Raw genomic sequence first — 12,250 nt, 5'->3', positions numbered from 1 at the left:
CTGTCGGCAGTTCGCCCAGCACCGGCGGCAAGACTCGGCCGCGCGCCGAAATCTCCACAACGGAAGCCATTCCACAACACTGCCCGCCTCCCCCGGAAAAAGTGCCCTAAAAGGCAGGCGCTCACCCGTCGGCGCCCCCCGTTCCCGGCGCCGACGGGCCGGGAAAACATTTCCCGCCCCGACTTGATGGCCAGAAGTACATAGATTCTTGCCTCTTTAACTCCCCCTCTGTGCCGTTGCCCACTCGCGACTCATAAGGTGACAACCGTGCCGAAGTCGGCGTTGTCCCAGCGCAACCGAACGGCTTGCTTGGGGGATTCACTCGGACTCGACCGGCTCGCGCACCGAACTGGGCTTCACTCCAACCGACGGAGACATAAATGACCTCGGCGCCGGTCCGCACAATTGCGGTGACTCCCGAATCTCCACTGACCATTGGCGACCTCGAACGCGCGCGCGGACACATCGATGTCACCGTGGACGCCGCGGCACGGGAGCGAATCGAGACCTGCCGGGCATTCGTCCTCCAGACCCTCGACAGCGGTCGATCGGTTTATGGGGCTACCACCGGCTTCGGTCCGCTGGTGGTCTTCGACGGGCGTGAAACCACCAGCGAGCAGTGCGACAACGCGCTGCTGCATCTGGGCGCCGGCCAGGGGCCCGATCTGGCACAGCCCGTGGTGCGGGCCGCGATGCTGATCCGGATGTGGTCGCTCGCACAGGGGCGTTCCGGGGTGTCGCTCGGCGTCGTCGACAGTCTCGCGAACGCCTTGCGCACGGATTTCACCCCGGCGGTACCGCGCTTGGGGTCGCTGGGAGCCAGTGGCGACCTGGTTCCGCTGTCCTACGTCGCCCGAGCGCTTCGAGGTGAGGGACATGCCTACGTCGGCCAAGAGCGGCTGCCGGCCGCCGAGGCGCTGCGGCGTGCCCACCTGGAACCGGTCGACCTCGACGGACGCGATGCCCTGGCGCTGGTGAACGGGACCTCCCTGACGGCTGCCGCGGCCGGACTCGCGGTGGCGTCCCTGTCTCGCTCCCGCCTCGCCGCGGTGTCATTGTCGGCGCTGCTCATCGATGTCCTCGGCTGCTCCCCCGCCTTCCTGGATTCGCGCTTGCTCGCGGCTTTCGGCCACCCGCATGCCGGCCAGGTTGGCAGCGAGCTGCGCGGACTGCTCGAAGGCCTGGTGCCCTCCGGAACCAGGGCGCTGCAAGAGCCCTACAGCATCCGCTGCACCCCGCAGCTCATCGGCGCCGCCACCTCCGCGCTCGACTACGCCGACGGCGTGGTGCGCGACGACATCAACAGCATCAGTGACAACCCGCTGTTCTTCCCCGAGGACGATTTCGTGGCGCACGGCGGGAACTTCTTCGGCCAGCCGGCGGCATTCTCCACCGACTTGCTGACGCTCGTCGCCACGCAACTGGGCAACCTCGCCGAACGGCAACTGGACCTGCTGATCGACCCGCATCGCAATGGCGGGATGCCACCGATGCTCGCCGCCAATCCCGGCGCCCAACACGCCGTGCAGGGTGTGCAACTCGCGGCCACCGCGATGGTGGCGTCAATGCGGCGGTCCGCGACTCCCGCATCGATCCAAAGCCTGCCCACGAACTGGCACAACCAGGACGTCATCCCCTTCGGAACCCAGGCCGCCCTGAACGCTTTGGACCAAGCGCAAACCCTGCGCCTGCTGCACGGCTCGCTTGCCGTCGCCCTGCGGCAGGCCGTTCACGTCGGCGGACGCCGCCCGACCGCACCCGGGTGTGTCGCTTTGTTCGACCGGCTCGCCGAGGTCGTCGCACCGGTCAATCCTGACCGTCCATTGGACGAGGACGTCCGCAAGGCGGCTGACGTTCTCGATGAGAGCTGCGCCGGCCAGCACTCGTTATGAGGGGAGCCTCTGATGAAACCTTCCGCGCCGGGCGATGTGTGTTTACGGGTTTCCGACCCGTCAACGTATGGTGAAGTCAGTCCACTTGTACTGGCCAATCCGGACGAAAGCCTATCGCCGTGCTCCCATCCGGCCGAGGACGCGCCGGGGTGCCCCCAACCGATCGAAGACGATGTGCGGACACTTACCCAGGCTGCCCACGGCGGACCCGCCGCCCAGCTGCGGGCGCCGCTGGACCTGGTGCAGCGGATCCGCTACCGCTGGATGGTCGGTCACCACGCCGCTTTCGGCGTCTGGCAGCTGAAGCAACGATGGCTGCGCGCGATCGCCGCCGATCCCGAACCCTCTGCCGATGCGATCGGCATGGCGGCGCGCCTGTATGAGGCGTACTCCCTGCTGTTCCTTTACACCGGAAGCTGCTCGGCCGAGCACTACGCGGCCACCGTGCGCGTTGACATGATGTCCTGCGACCCGGCTTTCAGCGGTCTGTGGGCCCGCGACTACGAGATGATTCCGGGACTCCTGCGGCACATCCGAAACACCCACCCCGCCGCGGCCATCGCACCGCTCAGAGAGGCCGCCAAGGCCAATCACCGGGTGCACATGGCCGTCGCCAAGAAACTCGTGCCGGACGGCGGCTCCCTCCTCCGGGATGCCGGGCGCCGCCCGCAGGGACCGACCGAGGCCGAACGTGTCGCCTACGACGCCTTCTTCCAGGTCGAGCGACGCCCGCTGTGCCGGCGAGCGTTCACCGCGCAGCTCGTCCGGCGCTTCGCCCAGGTCATGTCCGACATCGCCGTCCACGGCTTGAGCGGGCCCGATTCTCCGCCGGCGCTGCTGGACGCCACGCTCCGCGACGCATTCGCGGAATTCGAGGAAAAGGCCGGGGACCTTCTGCTGGGGATCGCCGAGGCCGTCGCGTCCCAAGACTCAGTCGCCGAAAAGATCGTGGCGCAGCGTGCCGGCGGCGCCCCATCGTTTGCCCTACCTATGAAGGGACGTCCATGAACACCACCGCGGGCGACATCAAGACGCTGCAGATCACTCCCGCCCTGTACGAGTACCTGCTGGACCAGGCCAAGCCGCCCACCCCGGTGCAGCGGGACCTGATCAACCGGACGCACACTCTCGGTGGGTGTGCCGAGATGCAGGTCCCGCACGAACAGGCGGCGTTCCTGACCCTGCTCACTCGCCTGGTCAATGCCAGGTGGATCGTCGAAGTGGGGACCTTCACCGGGTATTCCACCCTCGCGTTCGCGCTGGGCCTGCCGCCGGATGGCCGGGTGACCACCTGCGACCTGTCCGAGGAATGGATGAGCATCGCGCGGGACGCCTGGAAGCGAGCCGGCGTCGACGACCGCATCGAACCGCGCATCGGGCCCGCGGCGGACACCCTCCGGTCGTTGCCCGAAGAGCCGCTGATCGACCTGGTGTTCCTCGATGCCGACAAGCCCGGATACGAGACCTACTGGGAAGAGCTCGTGCCCCGGGTACGCCCCGGCGGACTGCTGCTCGCCGACAACGTCCTGTACGGAGGCGAGGCGGCCGATCCGGACGCCACCGGCAATGCCAGCGCCATTCGGGCCTTCAACGACCGGGTCCGAGCCGACGAGCGCGTCGAATCGGTCATGCTCCCGATCGCCGACGGGCTAACCATGGCACGCAAGCGCTAGACCGCCGAGAAACCGAGCGATGTTTGACAGGGGAGCGGAATGCTTAATCAGGGATTGGGTTCCTGGCCTGCTCGCCGCGCACGCAGGACACCCGAGTCCGTGGCCGTGATCTACGGCGACGACTCCTACACCTACGCACAGTTGGCGGCGCACAGCCACGGGGTTGCGCGTTTCCTTGTCGAACAAGGAATTCACCACGGGGACCGGGTGGCGTTCCTGGGCCCCAACCAGCCGGGTTTCCTGACGACCCTGTTCGGCGCCGGACAGGTGGGCGCGGTATTCGTGCCGCTGAACACCCGCCTGGCCGACGCCGAACTGGGCTTCCTGCTCGATGACTCGGGCGCGACGCTGCTGGTGTACGACTCGCGGTACGGCGAGAACGCCCACGCACTCGCCGCCGATCGCCCGGGTCTGCGCACGGTCGACGTCGCCGACTTCGACGCACTCACAGCTAGCGAACCGGTGCGCAAGCCCGTTGTGCTCGATGACGTGGCCCTGATTCTCTACACCTCGGGCACCACCGGTCGTCCCAAAGGCGCTCTGCTCACCCACGGGAACCTCACCTGGAACTCGGTCAATGTCGTCATTGACATAGACCTGTGCGGAACCGACGTCGCGTTGCTGTCCGCGCCCCTGTTCCACACCGCCGCGCTCGGGATGGCTTGCCTGCCAACGCTGCTCAAGGGCGGCACTGTCGTGCTGGAGAATAAGTTCGACGTCGAGCGCAGCTTCGACCTGATCGAACGGCACCGAATCACGTTCTTAGCCGGCGTTCCCACGATGTTCGAGGCGCTGGCCCGCTCGCCGCGCTGGCCCGGGGCCAACCTGTCCAGCCTGCGGTTCCTGCTTTGCGGCGGCGCACCGCTGACGGCCGAGCTCATCGAGCGCTACCAGGCACGAAACCTGCCGCTGATGCAGGGTTATGGCTTGACCGAGGCCGCGCCCAGTGTGCTGATGCAATCCCCCGGCGACGGAGTCGAGCACGCCGGGGCGGCGGGCGCGCCCGCCTTCTTCACCGATGTCCGGCTGCGAACCCCGGACGGGCGCCCTGCGGCGGTCGACGAACCCGGCGAGCTGGAGGTGTTCGGTCCCAACGTCGTCTCGGAATACTGGCGGCGCCCCGATGTCAGTCCCCTCAACGAGGACGGCTGGCTGTGCACGGGCGATGTCGCCGTCGTCGATGAGATCGGCGACTACCGCATCATCGACCGGCTCAAGGACATGTTCATCTCCGGCGGGGAGAACGTCTACCCCGCCGAGGTCGAAGCGGCCCTGCGCGACCACCCCGGTGTGGTCGACGTCGCCGTCATCGGCATGCCGGATCCGGTGTGGGGCGAGGTCGGCAAGGCCCTGGTCGTTGCCGAACCGGGCCTGACCGCCGACGAACTCCGGAACTTCGCGCGAGCACATCTCGGCAAGTACAAGATCCCGAAGGTCGTCGTGTTCGTGGACGGCCTGCCACGAAACCCGACGGGCAAAGTCGACAAACAAGCGCTACGGCGCCGCGAAGGTGCACCAGATCGCACTCCGGAAGTACCGGCGGCACGGACGTAAGTCCCTCCAACGTGCGGTGGTGAGCCAGAGCGAACGGACGTTCACACCGATCGACCGCAACGAACAGTCCGTTCCACCACTGAACCACTCCCCGACCAGCGCGGGGCGAACAGCACAACACGGAGGGCAGCAGAATGCGCGCCATAGTTCGTGAATCCGGGAATGTCCGCGTTTCCGATCTCCCAGACCCCGAGATCAAGGAGCCGACCGACGCAGTCGTGCGCGTCGTGCTCGCCGCCGTGTGCGGGACCGATTTGTGGGGATATCGCAGCGGCGAGGCGATCCTGCCCGGGCCGCGAGCCGGGCATGAATTCCTCGGCGTGATCGAAGATATCGGCAAGGACGTCGCGGGATTGCGCCGCGGCGACGTGGTCTTGGCGCCGTTTTGGTATTCCGACGGCACGTGCGACGCATGTCAGGACGGGCTTTCGACTTCCTGCCGCAGCGGCGGCATGTGGGGAGGCGAAAACGACGGTGGGCAGGGCGAGGCCGTCCGGGTGCCGTTCGCCGACGCCAACCTGACGCGGTTGCCGCTCACCGTCGGGGACGAACGCCTGCCCGCCTTGCTGACCTTGACGGATGTGATGGCGACCGGAACGCACGGCGTGCGGGCAGCGGCGGTGCGGCAGGGGTCCACAGTGGCCGTTGTCGGGGACGGCGCGGTTGGGCTATGCGCTGTGCTCGCTGCTCGTCGTGCGGGCGCAGAGCAGATCATTCTGCTCGGTTCGCACCAATCGCGCCTTTCGGTCGGTGCGGGATTCGGAGCCACGTCCATCGTTTCGGAGCGCGGCGCCGAGGCCGGCGCTCGCGTCCGCGAACTGACCAATGGGCGAGGAGCGCACTGCGTCGTGGAATGCGTCGGCGTCCAGTCCTCCATCGACACCGCGCTGGACGTGGTGCGCGATGGCGGATCGATCGCGATGATCGGCGCTCCCCACTTCACGATCAACGACGTATCGCCCATCTTCCTTCGCAACCTCACCCTGAGCGGCGGACTGACACCGGTCCGCGAGGTGGCCCCGACGCTCCTCGCCGACGTGCTGTCCGGTGACCTGGACCCGTCGCCGGTGTTCGACATGACCGTCGACCTCGACGGCATCCCGGACGCCTACCAAGCCATGGCCGACCGCACCGCGATCAAGGCCCTGGCCCGCCTCTGAGCAACGTCCATAGTGGGCGATAAGCGATACAGCCGATAATCAGGAGATCACCACAATGGTCGTTCCGGAACCGAGAGATCGCACAAGCAACGCGAAACCGTTGTCGGGTCGAACCGTGTTGCTCACCGGCGGGGCACGAGGGCTCGGCCGTCTCTTCGCCGACGCCCTCGCCAGTGCGGGTGCCAATCTGGTGATCACCGCTCGGGACCGGGAGAGTCTTAGCGTGGTGGCCAAGGAGTTAGCCGACCGCACCGATCAAGTGCTGGCCTGCCAGGCCGACCTGACCGACCCGGACGCGATGACCCGGGTCGTCAGCGACGCCACGGCCGCCTTCGGCGCGGTCGACATCCTGGTCAACAACGCGGGCGTGCCCGGCCCGCACGGGCCGCTGTGGGAAACGGATACCGACCAGTGGTGGCACACCCTCGAAGTCAATCTGCGCGGAACCACGCGCGCCTGCCGAGCGGTGCTCCCGGCAATGACCGAACGGGGTTTCGGACGCATCATCAACATCGTCAGCGCCGCCGGCAAGTACCGCTGGCCGCATGCCTCCGCGTATTCGGTCTCCAAGGCGGCCGTCATCAAGCTCACCGAGAACCTAGCGCCGGAAACCCGGGACTACGGGGTGGTGGTCCTCAGCTACCACCCCGGTCTGCTCGACATCGGCCTGACCGGCGACCACCTGCGTCAGGGACCGACCGGAGACGTCTGGACCGATCGCATCGGCGACTGGCTTCAAGAACAACGGGACAGCGGTAACTTCACGACGCCGGAACGTGCCAACGAGGTGCTGATCCAACTTGCCGCGGGCCAGGCCGACGCGCTCTCCGGAAGATACCTGACCGTGGAGGACGATCTCGCCGCGTTGTCGAAGCATGCCGCCACCAAGAGCAGCCGCGAACAGGTCCTCAGCTGACCGTCGGACCATGGCGCTGGAGTTCAAAGTCGGTTTTTCGGGGTGTGCTCAGTCCATAATGAGCTCCGCGGGACCCTCGGCCGGTACGGTGTTGTTTTCCACGACGCTGGAGTAGAAGCGGGCGCTGTCCTTGATGGTGCGTTGCTGGGTGTCGAAGTCGACGTGGATCAGGCCGAAACGCTGGGTATAACCCATCGCCCACTCGAAGTTGTCCAGCAAGGACCACGCCAAATAACCACGGACATCGGCACCACGCTCGATAGCGGCATGCACGGCCCGCAGATGGTCCGCGATATAACGGACCCGCTGGGAATCACGAACCCGGCCATTGTCCAGCGTGTCCGGGAAAGCAGCCCCGTTCTCCGCCACCACGATCGGCAACTCCGGACAGTGCTCGTGCAGCCAGACCAGCAAATCGGTCAGCGAACCCGGAGTCTGCTCCCACCCGAACGACGTCAACGGACCCCGAGGCGGCAACACATCGAAACCGCGCATACCGGGCAACCCGCAATTGCTGGGCGCGGACACATCAGGCAACGGCGCCACCCGTGTCGGCGCGTAATAGTTGACCCCAAGCCAGTCCAGCGGCGTGGTGATCAACTCCATATCACCCTCCCGGATCGCCGGCTCCAGAGCGTTCAGGTGCTCAAGATCAGCCAGCACGTCCTGCGGATAACCACGCCCCAGCACCGGGTCAAGAAACATCCTGTTATGCATGCCATCGAACTTGCGCGCCGCCTCACGATGAGCCGCATCATCGGCATCGGTGAGCACCGGCGAAAAGTTCAGCACCAGCGAAAACCGCTGATCCGGACGAGCGAGGGCCCGCAACGCGGCCATCCCCTGCCCATGAGCCAGCAGATGATGATGCGCGGCCACCAACGCGGTCCCAGGCTCGGCGATACCCGGCGCGTGCACCCCGTTGCCATAACCCAGAAACGCCGAACAGAACGGCTCGTTCAACGTCGTCCAGTCCCGCACCCGGTCACCCAGCACACCGTGCACCGCCACGGCATAATCGGCGAACCGCGCGGCGGTATCCCGCACCCGCCAGCCACCCTGGTCCTCCAGCGCCTGCGGCAAATCCCAGTGGTACAGCGTGACCATCGGCGAGATACCCCGAGCCAGCAACTCATCCACCAGCCGGTCATAGAACGCGACCCCGGAAGGATTGAGCGTCCGACCATCAGGCATCACCCTGGGCCAGGACACCGAGAACCGGTACGACGGCAGGCCCAGCTCGGCCATCAACGCCACGTCCTCGGCATAACGATGGAAATGATCACACGCCACCTCACCGGTATCACCGCCCAGGACCTTGCCTTCCTGGGCGGCGAAGGTGTCCCAGATCGACGGGCCGCGGCCATCTTCCTTAGCCCCGCCTTCGATCTGGTAAGAGGCCGTCGCCGCCCCCCATATGAAACCCTGCGGGAAACCGAGTACCTGTTCGTTGGTCATAACCACCTCATCCGTTAACCGACACGCGTGCGATTCCGTTGACGATCTGCCTCGCCAACACGATGAAAACGATGATCACATCCAGGAAATACCCACTGGCCAACCGCGATAACGCCACATAAGCCCGATCACTATTGATCAAATGCCAGTCATGCAACGACACCCACGCGGTACACAGCGAGAACACCACCGACGACACAAAAAGGGGAGCGATGAACAACAACGGCGTCACCCGCCCATCGATCGGTGCCAGCGCCCGCCCCCGACACGCCCCGTCAGCCCGCCCACGACCAACGCGGGCCGGCTGGCGGAAAGGCGCCATCAGCACCCGAAGCGGCACGTACTGCTCCTTCACCGCAACGACATCAGCGGCCGCATGCCAACCCGCTTGATCACGGTCTCGCCGTCCGCGCCGACGCTTCCCACGCACCCCGTAATGGCGACCGACAAGACCGTGGCCACCGCGGGAGCGGCTCACAACGAACGGCTTCCTGTCATTGCATTGCCTCGTCTTCGAATTGCGGCCACCGTTGCACGAAGCGCCCGTTGATGTACAGGCAATTCGGCGGGCGCTTCCGCCGTAGGCACTCAAACTTGCCTTTTCGGGCACCGCGCAGGTAACCCGATCGGGTGGTCGGCGATCTCCGCAGGTCCCGACCTTGACACCACCGCGATTTCCTAAGTGGACCGCCCGCGGCTCGCGTTGGCGGCGGCTGGCGGCGGATGTCCGGTCACCGGCGGTAGCGGGATCAGCGGCCGTGGCCAGCGGAACAGAAAGTGCGCGCGAGCCGCGCTCGACTCCAGACCGCCCGACTCGATCCGGCGCCATTCACACCCTCCCGTGGGGGCGGGCCGTGGATCGGTCCTGGGCGTTCGCGGCAGCGACGAATCGCTCGGTCATCTCTAGCCCCGGCATTCCGTCGAGCCGCCGAGCCCGGCGTAAGAGCGACCACCGATTCGGCCGGCTTTTTGTAGCCGAGCCAACTGAGTCGGGGCGTGCGTGCCGGGTCACCACCGGAAATGGTTTTCATGATTTCCTGGTTCTGCTTCGACGAATTCCCGGACATTCCCAGGGCCTCGGCGTCGCCAACGATGTCCGGATCGAGCGGACAGATTGGCCGATATGCGGTTCTCGTCAACACCTGCCCAAGACCTGGAGCGGCGCATCACCATTTACCGTGACCCTCACTTTGCGGACGTGCACAAGGGCACCACACGTCGTCGCTGATCCGATGGGTACGCGACGTTGCCACCCGCATTGTGGTCGTGGTCAGCGACTTCTAGGTACATCCCGCGCCGGTAGCAGGTCAACGCGCGTTGCTTGATTTTTATCGCCTTGCCCCCGGCATAAACAAGTCCAGCGTACAGGTTTGCCTGGTCGAACACGCAGGAGTGTGCGAAAGACCCGAAACGCCACCCGCACGGCTACGGCCGGACGCCTCGCTCCGGGACACCATCGAGCAAGGCGAGGTGACGCAACCGGCTTCGCAAACCCCGCCGCATGGCCCAGCAACGCCAGCCGCGGTATTCCTTCGTCGTCTCCAGGTCAGGTCCACTTGCCGGGCTGCCACTGCACGCACGTAGGCCGCACCCCGGTCCGGCAGTACTCGGCAATGGCCTCGCGCACCTGGTCGAGCGGCAGCGCGGCGGATGCCGGGAAGTCGGCCCCGTCGGTGTCCAACGGCAGGACGGGCGCCTGCTCGTCGCCGTCGGGGTTGAACGAATCGACTACACGGCCGTCCGGTGTGCCGTGGTCCCAGTAGTTGATTGCGCCCCAACCGGTGGCGGGCGACGTGGAGACCCGCAGCCGACCGGTCGGGTACGCCGGACCACCCGCCTCCCGGAACGAAAGGCATGGGCGGTCCCACGCATATACCGTGCAGACCCGCCCCGGTGGCTCCTCGACGATCATCCGCACGAGGCCAGCGACGTCGGCTGCGCTGCGTGCGTAGTAGAAATCGGCGTTGAACACGACCGTGATCACGGTCGTGGTATCCGTAGCGGTCATGGTCTCGCTGCACCTTTCAAGATGTGCGGCTGCGCCGCGCCCGGTTCCCACACTGCCAGTACCGACCCTTGCGGCAGGATCTCGGGCACTGCGTCGCGGCACCCGTCGCACATCAGTTTGTTGATGATCACGACGCCGTAAGTCTGTCCGGCCCGTCGCATCATCTGGGCGTATTTAACCTCAACGTGCAACGTCACCGTAGGCGCTCCGCGATCGTCGGTCGGAAACGTCTCGGAATTGTGCAAGGCGAGCCGCGCTGGTTCAGACAGGGACAGGTCATATCCGCTGGTGATGCGATGTTCGGTTCCGTCGCAGTCATAGCCGAATCCGGTGGTCTGGTGTCCGTCCATCCATTTGGGTAACCGCTTTCGCACCTGGTTGGCCCAGTCGCGATCGTGGGCGGCGTCGGTGGGTATCCGGCCCGCGGTTGAGGGGTGCGCCGCGCTGGGCGGGGTGGAGTCGACGGCCGACTGCACTTCCAGACCTCGGCGGTAGGTCGTGATCAGCTCGATCACACGGCTTCCCGACTGGTAGGCGTGGATCAACTCGTCGCTAGTCGGCTCCACTATGGCGAGGACTTCCAACGCTTCCGGGGAGGCGGTGCCTTCCAGTGCAAACCCCAGGACTTCACCGGCTTCGTCGCAGGCGTCCTGTGCGGTGGTCAGAAGGCCGAGGGCGGCAGTGATTCGATCAACCACCTGTGCCAATGTCTGATCGAGATCACCGACCGCCGACACGCCACCCCCTCTTAAAGTTCGCCGCGCCGGATAGCGTGGCAGGTCCCCCGGCGCGGTGGGGCCGGTTGCAGCGAATTCCGCTCGGCCCCACGACGTTCATCGAGTCGAGCCGTGTCACGCCCCGGCGCAATGGGGCTTCGACTCCGACTGACCAACGCAGGGTCCCGGCCGAGTCGTAGACGGGCTGCTCACCCTCGCCGCCTGCCGGTTCCGGCTTTGGCTCTGGCTCGGTTTCAGGGTTGTTGGACATGTGCACCTCCTTTCCATTGCTGTGCTGGTCGGTTGACGTGCTGGTCGGCGTGCAAGGGGCGCACGCCGACCAGCACCCGACGCGGTGGGCCGGTTGCGGCGAATGCCGCTCGTCGACCCCATGCCGCGCCGGAGATCAAGGGATGACCGGACCTTTCCTGATCCGGTCCGGTCATCCCGTGCCCGCGCGCCGCTGGGGACGGCAGCACGGGCACATATTGGTGAGAGCACGCGCCAGGGAGAGTGAGGGAGTCGGCAGCAGCGCTCCCACCAGGTCTATTTCTCATCGGGCAGCAACCCGGCCAGAATTTTCCGCAGCATCCCCAATTCCGGGCCAGCGCGTCACGGTCCCGGGCCGGGGTCCTACGTGGACACTGGTCGAGGGTTCATGCCCCGTCGGAAGGCCAAATTGGGGTGCCGGAGGTAAAGGGAATACGGGCTGATTCTCGTCAGCCGCGTTCGGCTCCCTGCGGCTCATCCTCAGGGGCTATCTGTCATATTCGTCTCCTTTCGAATCGTGTGGGGTATTAGGGGGCGGCCGGGCCGTCTGCCCCAGCCCGGCCGCACCGTGCCCTGCGCGCTGCGCTCGTCTCGCGCGCTGCA

Annotated in this window: 10 protein-coding genes; 6 read left to right on the top strand and 4 right to left on the bottom strand. The window is 66.2% G+C overall.

Annotated features, from left to right (window positions below):
* Positions 1 to 380 precede the first annotated feature (380 nt).
* The 6 genes from BJ970_RS36550 to BJ970_RS36525 all read left to right on the top strand — a co-directional run bounded on the left by BJ970_RS36550 (position 381) and on the right by BJ970_RS36525 (position 7,195).
* Positions 381 to 1,892, top strand: coding sequence for an HAL/PAL/TAL family ammonia-lyase (locus tag BJ970_RS36550; RefSeq protein ID WP_184733132.1), 1,512 nt, complete (start codon positions 381 to 383; stop codon positions 1,890 to 1,892).
* A gap of 240 nt (positions 1,893 to 2,132) precedes the next feature.
* Positions 2,133 to 2,900 carry a 3-methyl-L-tyrosine peroxygenase-related protein gene (locus BJ970_RS36545; RefSeq protein ID WP_184733131.1) on the top strand — a complete coding sequence of 256 codons (768 nt, stop codon included), beginning with the start codon at positions 2,133 to 2,135 and terminating at the stop codon, positions 2,898 to 2,900.
* On the top strand, positions 2,897 to 3,565 hold the full coding sequence (locus BJ970_RS36540; RefSeq protein WP_184733129.1) for an O-methyltransferase: 669 nt from the start codon (positions 2,897 to 2,899) through the stop codon (positions 3,563 to 3,565). The genes BJ970_RS36545 and BJ970_RS36540 overlap by 4 nt, the downstream gene beginning before the upstream one ends.
* 39 nt (positions 3,566 to 3,604) lie before the next feature.
* Positions 3,605 to 5,119 (top strand): acyl-CoA synthetase, encoded by a 1,515-nt coding sequence (locus tag BJ970_RS36535; protein ID WP_184733127.1) that lies wholly within the window; start codon positions 3,605 to 3,607, stop codon positions 5,117 to 5,119.
* Positions 5,120 to 5,253: 134 nt separating this feature from the next.
* Entirely contained in the window at positions 5,254 to 6,279 is a 1,026-nt protein-coding gene (locus tag BJ970_RS36530; RefSeq protein WP_184733125.1) for a zinc-binding dehydrogenase, read from the top strand.
* Between the two features lie 100 nt (positions 6,280 to 6,379).
* Positions 6,380 to 7,195 carry an SDR family NAD(P)-dependent oxidoreductase gene (locus BJ970_RS36525; protein WP_184733122.1) on the top strand — a complete coding sequence of 272 codons (816 nt, stop codon included), beginning with the start codon at positions 6,380 to 6,382 and terminating at the stop codon, positions 7,193 to 7,195.
* 48 nt (positions 7,196 to 7,243) lie between these two features.
* Here the strand turns inward: BJ970_RS36525 and BJ970_RS36520 are convergent, their stop codons facing one another.
* The 4 genes from BJ970_RS36520 to BJ970_RS39325 form a co-directional block, all read right to left on the bottom strand.
* A complete protein-coding gene (locus BJ970_RS36520) occupies positions 7,244 to 8,653 on the bottom strand; it encodes a GH1 family beta-glucosidase (protein ID WP_184733120.1) in 1,410 nt (469 codons plus the stop codon).
* A gap of 7 nt (positions 8,654 to 8,660) precedes the next feature.
* Complete coding sequence (locus tag BJ970_RS36515; RefSeq protein WP_184733117.1) at positions 8,661 to 9,008, bottom strand: hypothetical protein; 348 nt, start codon at positions 9,006 to 9,008, stop codon at positions 8,661 to 8,663.
* A 1,191-nt stretch (positions 9,009 to 10,199) separates the two neighbouring features.
* Positions 10,200 to 10,661 (bottom strand): Imm1 family immunity protein, encoded by a 462-nt coding sequence (locus BJ970_RS36510; protein ID WP_184733115.1) that lies wholly within the window; start codon positions 10,659 to 10,661, stop codon positions 10,200 to 10,202.
* Entirely contained in the window at positions 10,658 to 11,398 is a 741-nt protein-coding gene (locus tag BJ970_RS39325; RefSeq protein ID WP_221468615.1) for a DddA-like double-stranded DNA deaminase toxin, read from the bottom strand. Before BJ970_RS39325 ends, BJ970_RS36510 begins: the two co-directional genes overlap by 4 nt.
* Positions 11,399 to 12,250: the final 852 nt, after the last annotated feature.

The sequence above is a fragment of the Saccharopolyspora phatthalungensis genome (assembly GCF_014203395.1).
In the GTDB taxonomy this organism is placed as follows: domain Bacteria; phylum Actinomycetota; class Actinomycetes; order Mycobacteriales; family Pseudonocardiaceae; genus Saccharopolyspora; species Saccharopolyspora phatthalungensis.
The sequence above is the reverse complement of the archived record's forward strand: the minus strand, read 5'-3'. Positions and strand labels throughout refer to the sequence as shown.